This window comes from Micromonospora sp. URMC 105 (assembly GCF_051386295.1).
Lineage (GTDB): Bacteria > Actinomycetota > Actinomycetes > Mycobacteriales > Micromonosporaceae > Micromonospora.
Genome location: NZ_JBPQTL010000023.1, coordinates 1 through 18,689 on the forward strand (window position 1 = coordinate 1; position 18,689 = coordinate 18,689).

The window sequence follows — 18,689 nt, forward strand, 5'->3', positions numbered from 1 at the left end:
CAGGCGGGGACTTCGGTGCGGGTCGGCGGGGCGGTGCGGGAGGCGGCGTGCAGGCGGAGCACGCCCGCCCCGACCGCGCCCGCCCCGCCGATGAGGACCGCCAGGAGCAGCAGCCGCGCGTACTGACCCGCCCAGGGGACGGGAGCGACCGCGCGGGAGAGCATGCCGAGGTTGGCGACGCCGGCGAAGAGCGCCAGGCAGGCGCCGGAGAGCGCCAGCGCGAAGTCGGCCGCGGCGGGGCGGCGGGCCAGCGCGTAGCCGCCCGCGGCGAGCGCGCCGAGCCCGGTGAGCAGCGGCCAGATCTGCCCGCTGAGCAGTCCGGCCAGCACCCCGCCGACGCCCTGCGCGCCGGCGTCCAGCTCCCGCCCGACGACCAGGATCACCGCCGCCGCCCCGCCGAGCGCGAGCAGCGCGCCGACCGCACGCAGCGCGCGCTCCCCGGCCGTCGAGCCGGCCGGCAGCAGCCCGGCCGCCGAGACGGCCAGGAAGCCGAGGGTGGCGGCCACCCACCAGGGGTACGGGTCCGGTGGCGGCACCCAGTTGAGGGTGCCCCGGATCTCGAGCTGCTCCGCGCCGTCGCGGACCGGCACCGTCCAGTCGCGTACCCGGTGGGTGCGGGTCGGGTCGGCGACGGCCTGGGCCGGCGGCCCGGCCTCCCGCCACTGGGCCCGCTGGTCGTGCCAGCGCACCCGCGGCTCGTCGGCGATCCGTCGCCACTGCGGCGGCGCGGCCGGGTCCGCCTCGGGCGGCAGCGTGGTGTCGCCGGCCAGGGTCTGGTTCAGGTACGTGGCGGGGGAGCGGCTGTTCTCGTACGCGCCGTCCGGCCCCACCCGCAGGTACGGCTCACCGGAGTAGCCGGTCACCTCGACGTCCCGGCCGGTGCGGTTGACCAGTTCCAGCCGCGCGCCCGCCTCGACGGCCCGTACCGTCAGCCCCGGCCGGGCCGGGGTGAGGCCGGTCGCCTCGGTGCGGTAGTCGGTGCCGTCGGGGGCGTCCGCGCCGTGCGCGGCGGCCGGCGTGGCGAGCGCGAGCAGGGTGAGCAGCGCGGCGGTGGCGACCAGGCCGGCCCGCCGGAGCAGGACGGCGGTCACTTGCCGGCCGCCTCCACCGCGGCGGTGATCCCGGCCGGGGTGGGGTCGGCGACGTCCTTGCCGTCGACCTTGATGGTCGGCGTGCCGGTGATGCCGGCCCGGCTGGCGTCCTCGGTCACCTTGTCGGTCCACGGCCGGTACGTGCCCTCGCGCACGCAGGAGCCGAAGTCGTCCCGGTCCAGGCCGACGCCCGCGCCGATGTCGGTCAGCTCGTCGTTGCTCAGCCCGGGGCCGCCCTCGGCCGGCTGCCGCGCGAAGAGCGCGTCGGTGAACTCCTTGAACTTGCCGCCCCGGGCGGCGCAGCCGGAGGCGGCCGACGAGCGGGTGGAGTACTCGGTGGTGGAGTAGCGGTCGAGGTAGGCCACCGGGTGGAAGATCACCCGGGCCTTGCCGTCGGCGACCAGCTTGTCGATCGTCGCCCCGCTGACCTGCTGGAACCGCTTGCAGGCCGGGCAGAGGTAGTCCTCGTAGAGGTCGATGGTGACCGGGCCGCCGCCGATGACGATGCCGTTGCCGGCGTCGTTGGCCCCGGGCGGCGCGGTGAAGGTGTCCGACTTCTGACCGGACCAGAGGCTCCAGCCGATCAGACCGGCGATCACCAGCACGACGACCGCGCCGACGGAGGTCCAGAGCGTGCGCCGGCGCCGGCGCTCCCGGGCCAGTTGTTCGCGTACCACCCGGGCGGCGTCGCGCTGCCCCTTGCGACTACTCATCGTCGTCCTCCACGGCCGGTTCGCCCGCCAGCCAGCCGTCCACCGAGACGGGGGTGCGGGGCCAGATCAGCAGGAATCCGGCCAGCGCCAGGAATCCCAGGTCCCGGAGGATCTCCGGGAGGTAGCTCGGGGCCTGCCCGGCGGCGAGCTGGCCGCCGCTGCCGAAGCAGCCGCAGTCGATGGCCAGGCCGCGGCTCCAGGCCGAGACGATGCCGGTGACGAAGACCACCAGCAGCGCGGCGGAGACCCCGGCGGAGAGCCGGGTGGCCAGGCCGAGCAGCAGGATCACCCCGAGCGCCAGCTCCACGAAGGGCAGCGCCGCGCCGACGACCGTGGCCACGTCGTACGGCATCACCTGGTAGGCGTTGACGGCCCGCCCGGAGGCGGCCAGGTCACCGACCTTGGCGGCCCCGGCGACGAGCCAGACGGTGGCCAGGCCGAGGCGGGCGGCGAGGCCGATCCAGGGGCGGACGGCGGGCCAGCGGCCGGCCCGGATGCGTGCTGCGGTCACGGTCATTGGTCGTCGCGTCCGGCCGGTTAGTTCCACCGGTCAGCCGGCCAGCGCGTCGCCGACCGCGTCGACCAGGTCCTGCCGGGCCCGCGCCACCCGGGAGCGGATGGTGCCCACCGGGACCCCGGCGACGGCGGCGGCCTCGGCGTACGACAGGCCGAGCAGCTGGGTCAGCACGAACGCCTCGCGGCGCTCGGCCGGCAGCCGGCGGACCAGGTCGGTGGCGCCGAGGTGCCCGGCCGGGTCCGGGTACGGGCGGCCGGTGTGCGCGTCGGCGACGAGCCGCTCGTCGAGCCGGCGCCGCCGGATCACGGTGCGCAGGTGGTCGGCGCAGGCCCGGCGGGCGATGCCGAGCAGCCAGGTACGCGCGCTGGCCCGCCCCTCGAAGCCGGCCAGCGCCCGGAACGCCCGCAGGTAGGTCTCCTGGGTGAGGTCGTCGGCGCTGTCCGGGTCGACCAGCGCGGCGGTGAACCGCCACACCTCGGCCTGGGTGGCCCGGACGAAGGCGGCCTGGGCGCGGGGATCACCGTCGCGGGCGGTCAGCGCCCAGTGCGTCGCCGTGTCGCCCGCAGCGCCGGGGGCCGCGTCGGAGCGGCCGGCGGCGGTGTCGCGCGGGGCGGGGATCACGTCACCCGAGGTTACGCCGCGTACCCCGGGGGAGCAGGGCCCTTCGGCCCTTTCTATGGCCCGGCCCACGTCGGGAACTTTCCCGGCCCGCCACCCGACTACCTGCTCATGAACTGCGACGACGTACGCGTGGCGCTGTCGGCGCGGCTGGACGGGGAGGACCCGCAGGCGCCGGCCGCGGCACTGGACGCGCACACCGCGACCTGCCCCGGCTGCCGTTCCTGGCTGGCCCGCGCCGAGCAGGTGACCCGGCTCACCCGGGTCCGCTCGGTGCAGGTGCCGGACCTGACCGCCCGGGTGCTGGCCGCGGTCGCCGCCGACCCGGTGCTGGCCGGTCGTTCGCCGGCTGCGGTCCGGGCAGCCCGTCGTCAGGTGCTGCGGGTGGCCGTGGCGGTGGCTGCGGTGGCCCAGCTCGCCATCGCGCTGCCGGTCCTGCTGGCCGGGCTGGGCGTGGCCGCCGACCCGCACACCGGCCGGGAGATGGCCTCCTTCGACGTGGCGCTCGCGGTGGGCTTCGCGCTGGCCGCCTGGCGGCCGGAGCGGGCCCGCGCCTTCCTGCCGGTGGCGCTGGTGCTGGCGCTCTGCCTGGCCGCGACGAGCGCGGTCGACATCGCCAACTCGACTACCGCGCTGGTGCACGAGGTCGGCCACCTGGCCGCCGTGGTCCAGGCGGGGCTGCTCTGGGCGCTCGGCCGGGTCAGCGGCGAGGCCGACCGGCCCTGGTCGCGCGCGATCGCGGCGGGGCGCGGGTGAGGCCGACAGTCCGCGCCGGCCGGCCGCCGGGTCCGCTCGCCGGGCGGACCGCGGTGCGGGGCGGGGTCGCCGCAGCGGCGCCGGGTCCGCTCGCCAACCCGGTCCCGGTGCGGGGCCGGGTCGCCGCAGGGGCGCCGGGTCGGCGAGCATGGCCGGCATGAACGTCGTCGATCGTCGCTGGGTCGTCCGGCTGGGTACCGCCGCCGGCCTGCTGGTCACCCTCGTCGCGCTGCTGCTCGCCCCGGCCGGCCCGGCCAGCGCCCACGCCGTGCTGGTCAGCAGCAGCCCGGTCGCCTCGGCGGTGGTGCCGAGCGCCCCGGCCGAGGTGGTGCTGACCTTCAGCGAGTCCGTGCGCAAGGTGACCGGCAAGATCCGGGTGATCGCCCCGGACGGCTCGCGGGCCGACCGGGGTGAGCCCACCTTCGAGGGCCCGGTGGTGACCGTGCCGGTGGACTCCTCCGGGCCGCGCGGCACCTACCTGGTCAGCTTCCGGGTGATCTCCGCCGACAGCCACCCGGTCTCCGGCGCGTTCACCTACTCGGTCGGCGCCCCCTCGGCGCCACCCACCGACTCCGGGGCGGAGAGCCGGGCGAACCCGGTGGTGGAGAACGCGGTCAAGGTGGCGAAGTACCTGGGCTACGTGGGTCTGCTGCTGGTGGCGGGCCCGGCCCTGGTGCTCGCCGCGCTCTGGCCGCACCGGCTGTCCCGGCGCGGCCCGGCCCGGCTGGCCTGGGCGGGGGTGGGGCTGCTCGCCCTGGCCACCCTGGCCGAGCTGTGGCTGCAGGTGCCGTACACCGCCGGGGGTGGGCTGACCGACGTCACCGGGGACGGCTTCACCGAGGTGCTGGGCAGTTCGTACGGCACAGCACACCTGGTCCGGCTGGGCCTGCTCGCGGCGGCGGCGTTCCTGCTGCGCCCGCTGACGCGGGGCCCGGTCGGCCGTACCGACGCGCTCATCCTGGCGGTGCTGGGCGGGGCGGCGCTGTTCACCTGGCCGCTGGCCGGGCACCCGGCGGCCTCCCCGGCACCGGCCGTGTCGGTCGTCGTCGACGCGGTGCACCTGGGCAGCATGGCGGTCTGGCTGGGCGGTCTGGTGATGCTCGCGGTCTTCCTGCTGCGCCGCGCCGACGAGCGGGAACTGGGGGCGATCCTGCCGATCTGGTCCCGCTGGGCGGCGCTGGCGGTGGCGGCGCTGCTGCTCGCCGGCATCGTGCAGGGGCTGATCGAGGTGGGCGGCGTACGGCCCCTCGTCGACACCACGTACGGCCGGCTGCTGCTGGCCAAGGTGGGACTCTTCGCACTGGTGATGGCGGTGGCCGCGTACTCCCGGTTGCTGGTGCGGCGGCGCAGCGCCGCGCAGCGTCCGGTGCCGGTACGGCGCGCCATCTGGGCCGAGCTGGCGATCACCGCGGTGGTGCTGGGGGTGACGACCAGCCTGGTGCAGACCACCCCGGCCCGGGTCGCCGCCGGTGAGGCGGCCGGTACCTCCACCGGCTTCTTCTCCACCACGCTGACCAGCCCGATCTACTCGCTGCAGCTGGAGCTGGACCCGGCCGAGCGGGGCAACAACTCGATGCACCTGTACGCGTACACCAAGGACAACCGGCCGCAGCCGGTGGCCGAGTGGAAGGTGACCGCCGCGCTGCCGTCGGCGGGCATCGAGCCGATCGAGGTCCCGCTGCTGCCGCTGACCGACAACCACGCGACCGGGGAGATCAGCTTCCCGGCGGCGGGCGAGTGGCAGCTACGCGTCACCGTCCGCATCTCCGACATCGACCAGGCCACGGTGACCGCCACCGTGCCGATCAGGTAACGAGAAAGGCTCTCCTACAGATGATCCGTCTCCGGCGTCCCGCAACCGCCGCCGCTCTCGCACTCGCCGCCGTCACCACGGCCGTGCTCGGCTTCGCCGGGCCCGCCTCGGCGCACGTCACCGTCAACCCGAAGGAGGCGACCCAGGGCTCCTACGGCCGCTTCGCCTTCCGGGTGCCGAACGAGAGCGACACCGCGTCCACCACCAAGGTCGAGGTGGTGCTGCCGGAGAACGCGCCGGTCGGCTCGGTCTCCACCATGCCCGTGCCCGGCTGGACGGTGGCGGTGGAGAAGCGCAAGGTGGACCCGCCGATCGAGGTGCACGGCAGCCAGCTCACCGAGGCGGTGTCGAAGCTCACCTGGACGGCCACCGGCGACGCGGCGGTCAAGCCCGGCCAGTTCCAGGAGTTCCCGGTGTCGATGGGGCCGCTGCCGCAGGTCGACCGGATGGTCTTCAAGAGCCTGCAGACCTACTCGGACGGCAACGTCGTGCGCTGGATCGAGGAGCCGACGCCGGGTGGCGAGGAGCCGGAGCACCCCGCGCCGGTGCTCACCCTGACGGCGGCCTCGGCGGCCTCCGCCTCGCCCGCTGCGCAGGCGGCGCCGGCCGGGCAGGCCGAGGCGGACGACGACGAGGACTCCGACGGGGCGGCGACCGGGCTGGCCGTCGCCGGTCTGGTGGCCGGGCTCGCCGGGCTGCTTCTCGGTGGACTGGCCTTCGCCCGTACCCGGCGGGAGCCGGCGCCGAAGTCCTGACCCGCTCCCGCCTCTCCCGGCCCGTCGGCGTCCGTCCGGCGGGCCGGCGGCTGTCCGTCCCGGCCGATATGCGCAGATCAAGGCGGTGCCGTCGGTAAGGTCGGCCGGGTACCCGGTCACCGAAGGAGACGGAACGAATGCGGTTCGTGCGGGCGCTCGTCGGAATGCTGCTGTTGGTCGTCGGGATCCCGGCCCTGCTGGCGGGTGGTGGGCTCTGCCTGGTCGCCCGGCATGCGAGCACCGACGGCAGCTTCGGCGCCCGGTTCGAGCCGGTGCGGACTGCGGGCCGGGCGGTCGTGGTCACGGACGTCGACGCGCTGCTGCGCGCCGAGGCCCCGTTCACCCGGCTCGGGCAGGCGCGGCTGCGGCTGACCGCCCGGACCCCGGACGGGCCGGCCTTCGTCGGCCTGGCGCCCGCCGACGAGGTGAGCCGGTGGCTCGCCGGAGTCCCGCACGCCACGGTGCAGCGGATGTCGCTGGCCCGTGGGCCGCTGCCGGTCCGGTCGGCCGACGCCGGCGCCGCGCCCACCGCCGGGCCCGCCGGCGCGGTCCCGGCCGTCCCGCTCGACGCCCCTTTCTGGGTACGCCAGGGGATCGGCGCCGTGGAGTGGAGCCCCGGGCAGCTCGCCGGGCGCCGGCTGAGCTTGGTGGTGATGCGCCCCGACGGCGGCGCCGACCTCGCCCTCGACCTGCGGGCCGAGGTGCGCTCGGACTGGTTCCGCCCGGTGGCCTGGGGTTCACTGACCGGTGGCCTGCTGCTGATCGTGCTGGCGGTGCTGGTGCTGCTGCGCCCGGTACGCCCGCGCGAGGTGGTCTTCGTGGTCGAGCCGGACCAGGTCCCGGTGCTCGCCGGCCGGCTCGGGGTCAGCTCGCTGAGCGGGCTCGGCGCCGCGCCGGAGCCGGAGCGGCAACTGGTGTCGGTCGGGGCGCCCGAGCGGTCCCGGGCCGCCATCGGCGCGGTGCCGGCCCGACGCCCGGCCACCCTCGCCGACCTGCCGCCCTGGCCGCCGGAGCGTCCGGAGGAGACGGCCGATCCGGTACCCGGTGGCTCCCGGTCGGCCGGCACGGACTGACCCGGGATTGCAGGCGGCCCTCCGCGCTGCCGACGCGGAGGGCCGTCCTCACCGGGGGATCGGTGCTACCCGACAGACGTCCGAGGTAGATGTGGTCAGATTAGCGGCGAAAGTAACCCAACGGAACATCTGTCCATTTGGTGCAACTCATTCCGCCGCCGGCGCGGTCCGGGGTCGTACCGGGAGGGTCACCAGCAACAGCAGGGCCAGCAGCACGTACGTGTTGCGCACCACGAACTCCGCCGGGTTGTCGGTACGCGCCGGGGCCACCCCCCAGTCGTAGAAGGACACCACCCCGTAGATGATCACCAACCCGGTGCCGACCGCGAACCCCAGCAGCCGGCGGCGGCGCCGGACCCCGGCCACCGTGTCCCGGTCGGCGCGCAGCGCCGCGTCCACCAGCACCACCACCGCCGGGATGAACCAGTAGATGTGGTGGGTCCAGGTGATCGGGCTGGCCAGGCCACCGACCAGCCCGGCGAGGGCCAGCCCGGCGAGTTCGTCACCGGCCCGGACGGCGCGGGCCGCCCGCCACAGGCCGTACCCGGCGACGACCGCGACCAGGGCGAGCCAGAGCAGCTGGTTCGGCCTGGCCGGCGCGTCGATCCGGCTGAGCAGCCCGAACAGCGACTGGTTGCCGGTGTAGTCGGTGCGCCCGACCCGGTCGGTCGCCCACAGCTCGTGGGTCCAGAAGCGCCAGGAGTCCCGGGGGGCGAAGGCGGCGGCCAGCAGCGTCGCGGCCGCCGCGGTGACGCCGGCCACCACCGCCGCCCGCCACCGCCGGGTCACCAGCAGGTAGGCGATGAAGATGCCCGGGAAGAGCTTGAGCGCCGTCGCCAGCCCCACGCCCACCCCGGCCCAGCGCCGCCCGCCGGGTACGGCGAAGAGCAGGTCCGCCAGGATCAGCACCACCAGCAGCATGTTGATCTGGCCGAAGGTGATCGTCTCCCGGGTGCTCTCCACGGCGAAGACCAGCAGCACCGCCACGGTGAGGGCGAACGTCCGGTGCAGTTGGTGCCGTTCGACGACCGGGCGGACCAGCCAGCGGGTGGTCACGATCACGCCGATCCCGGTCAGCACGGTGAAGACGGTGATGGTGACGCCCAGCGGGAGCACCGCGAACGGCCGCAGCAGCAGCGCGCTGAACGGCGGATAGGTGAAGTAGAGCTCGCCCTGGACCCGGTCCGGCTGGACGTAGTCGTAGAGCGGGCGCCCGGAGGACCACCAGTCCATCGCCCGCATGTAGATCTTCAGGTCGAAGAAGTCGTGCACCATGCCGGGCAGGTAGAGCGCCGGCAGCACGGCCGCCAGCGCCAGCACCGTGACGACCCGACGGGCCGATCGGCCCCCCTGGTCGTCGGAGGCGACGGTGGGTGGCGCGGCGGGTTCTGCTGGCACGGGGAAACCCTAGCGGTCCGTCCCGTCGGCGGTGCCGAGGCGCGACACCGGGGCTGCGGCTAGTCTGTCCCGGTGGCTGACCTTCTCGTCTGGATCGACTGTGAGATGACCGGGCTGGATCTTGGCAGCGACGCGCTGATCGAGGTCGCCGCGCTCGTCACCGATCCTGACCTCAACGTGCTGGGCGAGGGGGTTGACGTGGTCATCCACGCCGACGAGGCGGCGCTGGAGGCCATGCCGGAGATCGTGCGCACCATGCACGGCAAGTCCGGGCTCACCGAGGAGGTACGGCGCTCCACGGTGACCCTGGCCGAGGCCGAGGACCTGGTGATGGAGTACGTCACCAGCCACGTCAAGGACCCGCGGACCGCCCCGCTCTGCGGCAACTCGATCGCGACCGACCGGGGCTTCATCGCCCGGGACATGCCCCGCCTCGACGCCCACCTGCACTACCGCATGATCGACGTCTCCTCGATCAAGGAGCTGGCCCGGCGCTGGTACCCGCGGGTGTACTTCGGGCAGCCGCAGAAGGGCCTCGCCCACCGGGCGCTGGCCGACATCCGGGAGAGCATCCGCGAGCTGGAGTACTACCGCCGGACCATCTTCGTACCCCTGCCGGGGCCGGACGTGGAGACGGCCAAGGGGATCGCCGCGCAGCTGTAGACCCGGGCGGCCGGGGGGTGCGCAACCCGCTGGACGCGGCCCGCGGGGGTGTGGCTATTATTAGTCCGCACCCGCCCGGGCGACCGGCGCGGAAGGCATGGTGGCTGTAGCTCAGTTGGCAGAGCACCGGGTTGTGGTCCCGGTTGTCGTGGGTTCAATTCCCATCAGTCACCCCAGACACGAAGGCCCCCTCCTCGCGGAGGGGGCCTTCGTCGTTGCCGGGTCGATCAGGGGGTGGGGTCGACGCTGGGGGTCTCGTCCGGGGTGGCCTCGGCGCTCGGCGTGGCCTCCGGCTCCTCGTACGGCAGGGCGCTGCCCTTGACGTACTCGTCCCAGCTCATGTTCCAGTCGGTCCAGCCGTTGCCGTTCTGCAGCCTGCGCTCGGTGCCCTTGACCGTGATCGGGTCACCGACGCGGGTGTTGGCGAAGAGCCACGCGCCGTTGGCCATGGAGACGTTCACGCAGCCGTGCGAGACGTTGACGCTGCCCTGCTGCCCCTCCGACCAGGGCGCGGCGTGGATGAACTCGCCGCCCCAGGTGAGCCGCTGGGCGTAGTCAATCTTCGTCCGGTACCCCTCCTCGGGGCCCAGCTCCTCCATGGTGTCGAAGACGGTCTTGCGCAGCTTCTCGATCACCACCATGGTCCCGCTGGACGAGGGGGTCTTCTTCTTGCCCAGGCTCACCGGGATCGTCTTGACGACCTTGCCGTCCCGGGTGACCGTCATCCGCTTGGTCCTGTTGTCCACCTGCATCACCACCGACGGGCCGATCTTGATGTCGACGGTCAGGTCGGAGCGGCCGTACCAGCCGTCGCCCATCGGCAGGCCGCCGGCCTGCACGCGGTACGAGATGGTGGTGCCGGACTTCCAGAACTCCTTGGGGCGGTAGCGGACCTCGGTGGGGCTGGCCCAGTGCCAGATGCCCTCCTGCGCCGGGGTGGCGGTGACCGTCATCCGGCGCTGCACGTCGTCGCGGTAGTCCTCCGGCACCGCCCGGCCGAACCGGACGATCAGCGGCATGCCCACCCCGACCACCTGGTCGTCGCCGAGGAAGCTGGTGATCCGTACCTGCTTGTCGGGCTTGGGCATCACGGTGAAGGCGCTGGTCGCGGTCGCCGGCTTGCCGTCGTCACCGGTCGCGGTGACCGTGGCGGTGTACTTCTCGCCGTACTCCAGCGCGCCCGCGGGTACCCAGCTCTTGCCGTCGGCGGCGAGCTTGCCCTCGACGGCCTTGCCGCTGGCGTCCTTGAGCTCGACGGTGGTCTCCTCGGCGTCCTTCGTGGTGAAGGTGATGCCGGTGGAGGCCGGGACGTCGCTCGCGTCGGCCTGGGGCTCGGTGATGGTGGCCGCGGCCTTCGGGGCGCTCTCGCCGCCGTTGCCCTGCCAGCTCGACGGCTTGTCGTCGCCGGAGTCCGTGCAGGCGGCGGTGAACGCCAGCGTCGCGGCGAGGAGCCCCGCCGCCAGTACGCGGCGCCGCCCGGCACGCCGGGTCAGCCGGTGGTGGGTAGCTCGCATGATTGCCTCACAGTCCTGGTCCCCGATGCCCCATCCTCTACCACTGACGCAGGACAGCGCCGGTCGGTTGCCGGTCGTGAACAGGAACACCCCGATCGGGGCATGCGAAAACCGGTAAAATGTGCGGCTTTCACGAGTGCTGCTCAGTTACTGGCGGCGCCGCCGCCTGCCGGCGCCGGCCGCGCTTCTGCGCCGGTCGGGCCGGCGTGACCGCCGGCCCGACCAACCGTTGCTACAGCAGCGGGCCGGAGCCGCCGTCCGGCACCGGCAGGGCACTGCCCTTGACGAACTCCGACCAGCTCAGGCTCCAGGCCGTCCAGCCGTTGCCGGGCGCGATGCGGCGTTCGGTGCCCTTGATGGTCACCGGGTCGCCGATCTTCGTCTGCTCGAAGAGCCACCGGCCCATCGCCATCGAGACGTTGACGCAGCCGTGCGAGACGTTCCGCCGCCCCTGCACCCCCTCCGACCAGGGAGCCGCGTGGATGTACTCGCCACCCCAGGTCAGCCGCTGGGCGAAGTCGATCTCGGTGCGGTACTGGTTGTCCGGATCGGGCTCGTCCATGGTGTCGAAGACGGTCTTCTCCTTCTTCTCCATCACCACCAGGGTGCCGCTGGAGGAAGGGGTGCTCTTCTTGCCCAGGCTGACCGGCAGGGTGCGGACCACCTGGCCGTCCTGGAGCACCGTCATCTTCTTGGTGGCGTTGTCGACCTTCATCTCGAAGGAGCGGCCGATCTTGGCGGTCGCCGTGCGGTCGACGTTGCCGTAGCGGCCGTTGCTCAGCGGCACGCCCGCCAGTGCGATCCGCACGTCGAGCGTGGTGCCCGGCTTCCAGTACTCCGGGGCCCGGTAGTAGGCCTGGGTGCCGTTGTAGACCCAGTGCCAGGCGCCCGGCTGCGGCGGGTCGGTCTTGACGAACATCCGCTTCTGCACCGCCGCCCGGTCCTTCTTCGGGATGCCCGGGTGGAACTCGACCACCACCGGCATGGCGACGCCGTACGTCCGGTCGTCGAAGAGGTAGAGGCCGGAGCTGATCATCGACTTCGGCTTGGCCATGGTGGTGAAGGTGCTGGTGCCCTGCCGGGTCTCCCCGCCGGCGCCGGTGCCGGTCACCGTGGCCGTGTACTCGGTGCCGTACTTCAGCGGGGCCGACGGCACCCAGGCGGAACCGTCCACCCGCATCTTGCCCGAGACCTGCTTGCCGTCGGCGGCGGCGAGGGTGACCGAGGACACCGTGCCGCCGCCCGGCAGCTTGGCGCTGATCTCGGTGCTGACCGGCTTGTTCTTCGCCCCGTCGGCCGGGGTCACCGTCAGGCTCTGGGCCGGTGCCGGGCTCTCGCCCTCCTGCGGCGCCGTGGGCGCCTCCGTACCCGAGGCCGTGCCGCCGACGAACTCGGCGCCCTTCTTCCGGTCGTCCCCGCACCCGGTCAGTGCCAACGACGCCACCAGGGCCAGGGCACCCACCATCGCCCCGGCCCGCGTGAACCTGCCCATTCCCACCTCAGTTCTCGCGTGCCTGGCGACATGGTGCCGTATCGACGCCGCGGTCCTGGTCCCGCCGAGCGGCCGGCGGAGGGATTTCGGGGCTTTTGCCCGTTAAGCTCGGCCGAACAGGGGAGCCGGGTATCGGATTGGAACCCGGCTCAGGGACCTGCTAATGTTCTCTCCGTTGCCAACGAGCGCCGCTAGCTCAACTGGCAGAGCAGCGGACTCTTAATCCGCGGGTTCGGGGTTCGAGTCCCTGGCGGCGCACAGGTATCAAGGCTCCGGCCTGGTGGTTTGCCACCGGCCGGAGCTTTTTGCTGTTCCTGGCGCCGGCCGGATGCCGCAGCGCGTGGCGGTGCTCGAAGGCTGTACGCCGCACCGGTCGCGGACATCCGCCGTCACCGCCCGTAGCGAGGGCGGCGAGCGTAGCGTGAACGAGGGGCAGACGCCCCGCCGGGCCACAGCACGGTGCGAGCGACAGCCGCACCCGGAGCATGAGGGCTGAGGCGGCCCGTCGCTCGATCTTCAGGAGTGGTCGCATGCGCAGAAGCAGGCAGCAGAGCCGCGCCGTTCGACAACTGTTCTGGATGGCGCTGGCCGTACTGACGCTGACATCCGCGGTGGGAATGGGACCCGCATCCGCACATCCCGCTCAGGCGGCAGGGCGGCAGGAAAAGCCCACGGTCGTGCTGGTGCACGGAGCCTTCGCCGACTCGTCCAGCTGGAATCCGGTCATCGACCAACTGAGGGATGACGGCTACCGGGTGGTCGCGGTCGCGAACCCCCTGCGGGGGGTGAAGAGCGACGCGGACTACACCGCCAGCGTGCTCAAGACGATCCAAGGTCCGATCGTGCTGGTCGGGCACTCCTACGGCGGCATGGTCATCAGTGCTGCCGCCAACGGCAACAACAACGTCAAGGCGCTGGTCTACGTAGCGGGATTCGCGCCGGAGAAGGACGACAGCGCAGGGACGCTGTCAGCCAAGTTCCCGGGCAGCACGCTCGTGCAGTCCCTGGCGCCACCCGCGCCGCTGCCGGGCGGAGGCAAGGACCTCTACATCAGCCAGGACAAGTTCTGGCAGCAGTTCGCCGCCGACGTTCCCGAGGAAGAGGCCAAGATCATGGCGGTGACCCAGCGCCCGGTCACCGAGGCGGCGATCAACGACAAGCTCCAGGCGGAGCCGGCGTGGAAGTCGAAGCCGTCGTGGTTCATCTACGGCACCCTCGACAAGAACATCCCCGCGCAGACCCTCGCCTTCATGGCACAACGCGCCGGCGCCAAGGAGACCGTCTCGGTCGAGGGCGCGTCGCACGTCGTCATGATCTCCCACCCGCAGCGGGTGGCCGAGATGATCCGCGACGCCGCTCAGTCGTAGCGAGGAACCGACGGCGACTGTTGGATCGGTGTGCGACGGCAGGGCGGGCGGGACGCCGCCCTGCCGCCGCGTCTCGCCGACAGCCGGTGGTGACCCCGTTGTCGGGTGGTGACCCCGTTGTCGGCCTGGGTGGCCGGGCCGGTATGGTGCTCTCCGTTGTCAGCGAGCGCCGCTAGCTCAACTGGCAGAGCAGCGGACTCTTAATCCGCGGGTTCGGGGTTCGAGTCCCTGGCGGCGCACCAACGATCAAGGCCCTGACCTGGTGGTTCACACCGGGTCGGGGCCTTTTCCGTGTCCGGCGGTGGTGGGTGGTCGCTCGGTGGGTGCTCGGGAGCCGGTGGACCAGGGTGGCGGTGGTGGGACACGGCGCGGTGCTCCGGGACGCCGGCCGGTGAATGCTGTCGCGGGATGGTCGGGCGGCCGGGGTTGCGGCAGTCGGTGGTTCCGGATCGGCTTAGTGGGCGAATCCCGAATGGGCTCGTAGTCGGGGCCCGGCGATCTTGGCGGAACGTGGTATGCCGGTTCTGTGGGTTTCATGGTCAACTCTTCGGCTGACTCGGTGAACAGTGATCATGGAAAACGTCTCACAAATCCCGTTTTGACGGTGCGGGAGTTCCCTTGGGGGCGTCATCGCGGTGCCAGATCGCCGGGATGGTGGGCGTCGACGGGGTGGGGAATCATCGATGGGTGGCCGGTGGTTGTGAGCTATCGTGTGTGGGCTGTTCCAGTGGTTGACGACATTGGACACGTCGGTGTGGCTGCGGGAGCGGGGCCGGGCGCACCTGCGTGCTGACGGGTACGGCGTGTGGCTGCAGGACGGCCGGTGTCTGCGGTTCCTGGTGCACGTCGATCCCGGCCCGGTTGGTGAGGTGATCGCCGAACGAGAGCGGTCAACTGCCGGGCTCGGTATTGTTCTGGCTGGCTATCGGCGCACCGACCCGGTCATACCGGTCGGCGTGGTGCTGGTCATCGCTGGGGACGCGGCCCGGGAGGCAACTTGGTCGCTGATCTGGTGAGCCGGCCGTTGCGGGCGCCGATCGCGATCACCACTGTCGACCTGCTGCACTACCACCGGCCGCACGAGCAGGTGTGGAGGATCCCGGCGGCGGGCAACGCACGTCACCGGCTGATCGACCTCTCTCCTCCATCTGGAGCTATCCCGGCTGATTCGAAGGTAGTCGGGCCAAAGTAAGTGAATGCGTGGGAGCCGCCATGGGTCGGGCACCCTGAGGAGCAAGCATCGGCCCGTATAGAGTATCCGCTTCTGCCGATTTAAGCGCGTTCTCCCGGCCATTTCGCGTAGCAATAGTGGTCAGTTCACGCGGACAGGTCGGGATCTCCGCCGAGAATTTTCAGGGCCTCCGCCAAGGCCAAATCGACGACCGGCGGAAAGGACAAGGGAGTAGGCGACCCGGCTTCGTTTGCTCGAACCGTAATTTTAGGCTTCCTGATGCTGGCCCGTTGCCGCGGGAGAACGAGATATGCCGGCCACGGCATCATAGGCGGACGCAAAAGCATGTCCCAGCAATTGCGCACCATCGCTTGGTTCACAAGGGCGATTTGCTCAATGGTCAAGTTAGTCTGTGTGGCGACCAGCGGCAGAATGGGGGTGATTGTGAGCAACCGCGAGGGCGTGATCGGCACGTGCACCTCGTGTAGATCCGGGAGGAGTACCGGGCTAGAGAAGTCGAGTTCACCGGTTGCGCTGATCGTGACCACGGGAGCGTCACCTGTAACCAGCACCGGATCCGGCGAGGAGGTCAGCAGCCAGTGCATATCGAGCAGGAGGCGTTTGATCCTGTCTGCCTCCCGAACCATGGTCCGCAGCATCGACGGAGTGTCAGTCCTGCGCATGACCTCCGGGGTGCGCCTGGCAATGTCGTGATACATGGCCGGGAGGTCCCCCCTCGCCTTCACCGCGGGATCCATCTCGATGGCACGTTGAAGCACCATGCTCGCGAAGATCAGCGGGCCCACGTGGGAGTTCACCTCCTGCATAGTGCGGCGGACAGCCACAGTGCGGACCATCTGCGTCGCGACGAAAGTGGCAAGTGTGGCCCGGCCTGGGCCCGGAGGCGGAAGGACTCCGTCTCGAAGTGCGTACATGACCTCCCCGACCGGATTCTCGATCGAGTGCGAGAACCATTCCTCAAGGGAATCATCCGGTTGACCGAGTTCGCCGACATCGTAAAAATCCACTTCGACGGTTGCCTTTTTGATGGGCATGCGCTCTTCCGTGCCATTGCGATGCCGCGCCAGCAGGATGTCTTTGTCGAGCTTCTTTCTTCCGCAAAAGCCACGCAGATATAGCTTCGGCACGGTGTGATGATCGCGGCTAACCTGCTCAGACATTCCCCAATTATGGCAGACCTCTTCAAATCATGGCGGCTTGCCACCTCTGCGGGCGAACGAGTCTGCAAGCGGTGCTCCCATGCCGCACACAACGCTCGCCCGACCCTCTGCGGCGCGTCAAGATACTGTCGACCCCGTAATCGACCAGATCCTCCTGCACCCGCCGGCCGACTACGTCTGTCGGCCTGCTCGAGCTGCGGATCTCCGAAGCGTGCGGCGCTGACATCGCCGATCTTGGTGAGGAACATGGCCATCGCGTGCTGCGGTTCCGGCGAGGTCGTGCTCCTGCCGCTGCCGCCCACGTGCCTCGGTGATCCGGTGGACCCGGAGTATCCTCACCTGGTGGTCACGCCCGATGACGTACAGCAGCTCCTGGCCCTTGGTCATGAAGTTCGTTCGTTTGAGGTCAAAGGCCCGGGTGACCTAGACGACAAGGCTTACTGTGCAAGAGTTGCCCGAGCAGCGATTGCACTCGGCAACCTCCGAGATGGAGGGTTGATCTGCGTCGGTATCGATGACACACGCATGGTCGATATGCTTCCCGGCCTGAGCGCCACGCAACTTAGCGGGTGGTCCGACTTCGATAACGTCAACGACGCGCTGGCTCGCTATGCCGACCCTCCAGTCGCGTTCCATCTCTATCCGATCCGACTTGTCAACGGGATCGATGTGGTGGCGATTGAAGTTGCGGAGTTCGAGGATATTCCTCACCTGTGCCGGCGAGACTACCCAGGCATCCTGCAGAAAGGCATGACGTACGTACGTCCACGCGGCAAGCCAAGGGCGTACGAGAGTTCATCCGCAGAGCCGGCGTGGCTGGGGTCCACTTGACTGCTGGGACTGTTGAGGAAGCCGAACAGGAGCAGTTCCTAAAGGAAGCCGAGCTTGCTTGGGCCAATCCGACAACCGTAGCAGAACAAGTGCTGCGCCTGGGCCATACGGACGTTGCCATCCAGCCTGGTCCTTACACGCGCGATCGCGTATCTCCGGTCAATCTTGAAGAATATGTGTTGCAGAACGTCGTCCGACTTCGTGGCTGGCCCGTTCCCTTCGTGGATAGCGGTACCCCGATCATGAGACACGGAGCATGGATCGGTCAAGATATAGGACCGGGGGGTGTCCCGCACCTCGAAGCGTGGCGTGCGTGCACGAGCGGCCAATTCCTACATCGGCGCGCATTGGCTACCGACCTTGAGGAGAGTCAATACCTCAAGCCGTATGTTTCGAACGCCTCTGGAGCTGTTGCCGTTTGGGACATTCTTCTCTATTCGGTTGAGGTGGCCGAATTTGCCGCCCGAATTGGAACTCAGCTGGAGTGCGAAACGGTCACCATCTCTGTCGCGTTGGCCCAAATTGGCGGTAGGCAGCTGATATCTGGCAGTCCTAACCGCGAACTGAACGCCAACTACGTCGTGAACGCTCCGACGCTGGAGGCGACCGAGACCCTTGAATCGGCCCGCCTAATCGGGGATCCCCGCCGAGTTGGCATGCAGATCACGCAACAACTGCTTCGCCAGTTCGGCGCGAACATCAGTGACCAAGTCCTGAGCGATTGGCAAGATCAAGTTTTCGGCGGCCGTTGACTCGCCTTGCCAGAATGGACTCGCACACGCTATGCCGCCAACCGCGCGCATACGCGGGCGACCAACCCACCTTTGATCCGGTTCGCTCTCGTGCCGCAGATCGCGCGGCTCGCTTCGTGCTCGGTGCGGCCATCCGTGAGGCCGGTGAGATGGCGTTGTAGGTTCAGGTACGCGAGTTGGCGCCGATGCAGGGAGCGGCTGCCGATGGCGCTGCTGGTGTCGGCCCTGCCTGCCCTACGCTGACCTAATGAGGGAACGGGGCGTGAATCAAACTCCGGCGCTTGCCCTACCTGGCGGGCGCTGATGGATCGGCAGGCCGCGGTGCCGACTCACGTGCTCACAGACGAGGTCCGGGCTGACGTGGAGACGCTGTGGCGATACCACAACATGCACCACAAGCTGCGCCCTTGCGACGTAGGCATCGGGCTGGGCAGCCATGACCTCGGCGTTGCGGTGATCGCCACGCGGCTGTTTCAAGCAGGGCTGTTCCCATGGATCGTTTTCACCGGGGCGAACGCGCCGACAACGATCGAGCGGTTCCCCCGCGGCGAGGCGGTGCACTATCGCGAGTACGCGGTTGAGCACGATGTTCCGGCGGAGTCCATTCTCGTGGAGCCGCGTGCCACGAACACCGCCGAGAACCTCGAATTCTCCCGTGCGCTCCTGGCCGAACGCCAGATTCCGGTGGGGTCGGTGCTGATCATGTCGCGGCCCTACCAACAGCGCCGGGCCTACGCCACCTGCAGGCTGATGTGGCCGGAGGTCGATGTGGTGTGCGCGTCGAACCCACTCGAACTGGACGACTACGTGAGCAGCATCGGCGACCCGCGGCGGGTGGTGGACATGCTGGTGGGCGACACGCAGCGAATCGAGGTGTACGCGGAGCGCGGGTTCGCGATCTCGCAGGAGATGCCGGACGAAGTGAGGGCTGCCTTCGAGCGACTGGTGGCGGCCGGCTACACGAGCCGGCTGATCTGATCACGG

Annotated in this window: 17 protein-coding genes, 3 tRNA genes and 1 pseudogene; 13 read left to right on the plus strand and 8 right to left on the minus strand. The window is 70.7% G+C overall.

The annotated features are described in order from the left end of the window. From ACSNN7_RS10490 to ACSNN7_RS10505, 4 genes are all read right to left on the minus strand, one after another. A partial coding sequence (locus ACSNN7_RS10490) for a hypothetical protein (protein ID WP_436680491.1) occupies positions 1-1,091 on the minus strand: 1,091 nt, incomplete at its 3' end. Further along, positions 1,088-1,804, minus strand: a complete 717-nt coding sequence (locus ACSNN7_RS10495) for a DsbA family protein (protein ID WP_436680492.1) — start codon at positions 1,802-1,804, stop codon at positions 1,088-1,090. The genes ACSNN7_RS10490 and ACSNN7_RS10495, both read right to left, overlap by 4 nt. Next, complete coding sequence (locus ACSNN7_RS10500; RefSeq protein WP_436680493.1) at positions 1,797-2,321, minus strand: DoxX family protein; 525 nt, start codon at positions 2,319-2,321, stop codon at positions 1,797-1,799. The genes ACSNN7_RS10495 and ACSNN7_RS10500 overlap by 8 nt, the downstream gene beginning before the upstream one ends. Positions 2,322-2,354: 33 nt before the next feature. Beyond that, on the minus strand, positions 2,355-2,942 hold the full coding sequence (locus ACSNN7_RS10505; protein WP_436680494.1) for a sigma factor-like helix-turn-helix DNA-binding protein: 588 nt from the start codon (positions 2,940-2,942) through the stop codon (positions 2,355-2,357). A gap of 108 nt (positions 2,943-3,050) precedes the next feature. Between ACSNN7_RS10505 and ACSNN7_RS10510 the strand changes: the two genes are divergently transcribed. From ACSNN7_RS10510 to ACSNN7_RS10525, 4 genes and pseudogenes are all read left to right on the plus strand, one after another. After that, positions 3,051-3,695: a zf-HC2 domain-containing protein gene (locus ACSNN7_RS10510; RefSeq protein ID WP_436680495.1), complete on the plus strand. Its 645-nt coding sequence runs from the start codon at positions 3,051-3,053 to the stop codon at positions 3,693-3,695. Between the two features lie 148 nt (positions 3,696-3,843). Continuing rightward, the gene (locus tag ACSNN7_RS10515; protein ID WP_436680496.1) at positions 3,844-5,508 is read left to right on the plus strand and encodes a copper resistance CopC/CopD family protein; all 1,665 of its coding nucleotides are present in this window, start codon (positions 3,844-3,846) and stop codon (positions 5,506-5,508) included. Positions 5,509-5,528: 20 nt separating this feature from the next. Then, positions 5,529-6,263 (plus strand): YcnI family copper-binding membrane protein, encoded by a 735-nt coding sequence (locus ACSNN7_RS10520; RefSeq protein WP_436680497.1) that lies wholly within the window; start codon positions 5,529-5,531, stop codon positions 6,261-6,263. 668 nt (positions 6,264-6,931) lie between these two features. After that, positions 6,932-7,336: pseudogene (locus ACSNN7_RS10525) on the plus strand (hypothetical protein); the annotation flags it as partial. Positions 7,337-7,483: 147 nt separating this feature from the next. On the opposite strand, the gene ACSNN7_RS10530 reads toward ACSNN7_RS10525, so the two are convergent. Then, a complete protein-coding gene (locus ACSNN7_RS10530; protein ID WP_436680498.1) occupies positions 7,484-8,734 on the minus strand; it encodes a glycosyltransferase 87 family protein in 1,251 nt (416 codons plus the stop codon). A gap of 72 nt (positions 8,735-8,806) precedes the next feature. Between ACSNN7_RS10530 and orn the strand changes: the two genes are divergently transcribed. Together orn and ACSNN7_RS10540 are read left to right on the plus strand one after the other, a co-directional pair. Continuing rightward, a complete protein-coding gene (orn, locus tag ACSNN7_RS10535) occupies positions 8,807-9,397 on the plus strand; it encodes an oligoribonuclease (RefSeq protein ID WP_436680499.1) in 591 nt (196 codons plus the stop codon). A 100-nt stretch (positions 9,398-9,497) separates the two neighbouring features. Further along, positions 9,498-9,573 (plus strand) — tRNA-His (locus ACSNN7_RS10540). 51 nt (positions 9,574-9,624) lie between these two features. Here the strand turns inward: ACSNN7_RS10540 and ACSNN7_RS10545 are convergent. Then, positions 9,625-10,911 carry an Ig-like domain-containing protein gene (locus ACSNN7_RS10545; protein WP_436680500.1) on the minus strand — a complete coding sequence of 429 codons (1,287 nt, stop codon included), beginning with the start codon at positions 10,909-10,911 and terminating at the stop codon, positions 9,625-9,627. 232 nt (positions 10,912-11,143) lie between these two features. Next, positions 11,144-12,403: an Ig-like domain-containing protein gene (locus ACSNN7_RS10550; RefSeq protein ID WP_436680501.1), complete on the minus strand. Its 1,260-nt coding sequence runs from the start codon at positions 12,401-12,403 to the stop codon at positions 11,144-11,146. Between the two features lie 185 nt (positions 12,404-12,588). On the opposite strand from ACSNN7_RS10550, the gene ACSNN7_RS10555 reads away from it, so the two are divergent. The 4 genes from ACSNN7_RS10555 (at position 12,589) to ACSNN7_RS10570 (ending at position 14,786) form a co-directional block, all read left to right on the plus strand. Next, positions 12,589-12,661: transfer RNA gene (locus ACSNN7_RS10555), tRNA-Lys, on the plus strand. Between the two features lie 272 nt (positions 12,662-12,933). After that, positions 12,934-13,770 carry an alpha/beta fold hydrolase gene (locus ACSNN7_RS10560; RefSeq protein ID WP_436680502.1) on the plus strand — a complete coding sequence of 279 codons (837 nt, stop codon included), beginning with the start codon at positions 12,934-12,936 and terminating at the stop codon, positions 13,768-13,770. 166 nt (positions 13,771-13,936) lie between these two features. Next, positions 13,937-14,012 (plus strand) — tRNA-Lys (locus tag ACSNN7_RS10565). 468 nt (positions 14,013-14,480) lie between these two features. Further along, the gene (locus ACSNN7_RS10570) at positions 14,481-14,786 is read left to right on the plus strand and encodes a hypothetical protein (RefSeq protein WP_436680503.1); all 306 of its coding nucleotides are present in this window, start codon (positions 14,481-14,483) and stop codon (positions 14,784-14,786) included. A 301-nt stretch (positions 14,787-15,087) separates the two neighbouring features. On the opposite strand, the gene ACSNN7_RS10575 is transcribed toward ACSNN7_RS10570, so the two are convergent. Further along, on the minus strand, positions 15,088-16,122 hold the full coding sequence (locus tag ACSNN7_RS10575; RefSeq protein ID WP_436680504.1) for a DUF4238 domain-containing protein: 1,035 nt from the start codon (positions 16,120-16,122) through the stop codon (positions 15,088-15,090). A gap of 246 nt (positions 16,123-16,368) precedes the next feature. On the opposite strand from ACSNN7_RS10575, the gene ACSNN7_RS10580 reads away from it, so the two are divergent. The 3 genes from ACSNN7_RS10580 (at position 16,369) to ACSNN7_RS10590 (ending at position 18,683) form a co-directional block, all read left to right on the plus strand. Then, on the plus strand, positions 16,369-16,953 hold the full coding sequence (locus ACSNN7_RS10580) for an AlbA family DNA-binding domain-containing protein (protein WP_436680505.1): 585 nt from the start codon (positions 16,369-16,371) through the stop codon (positions 16,951-16,953). Continuing rightward, a complete protein-coding gene (locus ACSNN7_RS10585; RefSeq protein WP_436680506.1) occupies positions 16,935-17,705 on the plus strand; it encodes a hypothetical protein in 771 nt (256 codons plus the stop codon). Before ACSNN7_RS10580 ends, ACSNN7_RS10585 begins: the two co-directional genes overlap by 19 nt. Before the next feature lie 303 nt (positions 17,706-18,008). Further along, positions 18,009-18,683, plus strand: a complete 675-nt coding sequence (locus ACSNN7_RS10590) for a YdcF family protein (protein ID WP_436680507.1) — start codon at positions 18,009-18,011, stop codon at positions 18,681-18,683. Positions 18,684-18,689: the final 6 nt, after the last annotated feature.

Excerpts from the sequence above, each read along its gene's own strand:
- ACSNN7_RS10495 (WP_436680492.1), bottom strand. The coding sequence starts at position 1,804 with ATGAGTAGTCGCAAGGGGCAGCGCGACGCCGCCCGGGTGGTACGCGAA.
- ACSNN7_RS10500 (WP_436680493.1), bottom strand. The coding sequence starts at position 2,321 with ATGACCGTGACCGCAGCACGCATCCGGGCCGGCCGCTGGCCCGCCGTC.
- ACSNN7_RS10510 (WP_436680495.1), top strand. The coding sequence starts at position 3,051 with ATGAACTGCGACGACGTACGCGTGGCGCTGTCGGCGCGGCTGGACGGG.
- ACSNN7_RS10515 (WP_436680496.1), top strand. The coding sequence starts at position 3,844 with ATGGCCGGCATGAACGTCGTCGATCGTCGCTGGGTCGTCCGGCTGGGT.
- ACSNN7_RS10520 (WP_436680497.1), top strand. The coding sequence starts at position 5,529 with ATGATCCGTCTCCGGCGTCCCGCAACCGCCGCCGCTCTCGCACTCGCC.
- ACSNN7_RS10545 (WP_436680500.1), bottom strand. The coding sequence starts at position 10,911 with ATGCGAGCTACCCACCACCGGCTGACCCGGCGTGCCGGGCGGCGCCGC.
- ACSNN7_RS10550 (WP_436680501.1), bottom strand. The coding sequence starts at position 12,403 with ATGGGCAGGTTCACGCGGGCCGGGGCGATGGTGGGTGCCCTGGCCCTG.
- ACSNN7_RS10560 (WP_436680502.1), top strand. The coding sequence starts at position 12,934 with ATGCGCAGAAGCAGGCAGCAGAGCCGCGCCGTTCGACAACTGTTCTGG.
- ACSNN7_RS10575 (WP_436680504.1), bottom strand. The coding sequence starts at position 16,122 with ATGTCTGAGCAGGTTAGCCGCGATCATCACACCGTGCCGAAGCTATAT.
- ACSNN7_RS10580 (WP_436680505.1), top strand. The coding sequence starts at position 16,369 with ATGGCCATCGCGTGCTGCGGTTCCGGCGAGGTCGTGCTCCTGCCGCTG.
- ACSNN7_RS10590 (WP_436680507.1), top strand. The coding sequence starts at position 18,009 with ATGGATCGGCAGGCCGCGGTGCCGACTCACGTGCTCACAGACGAGGTC.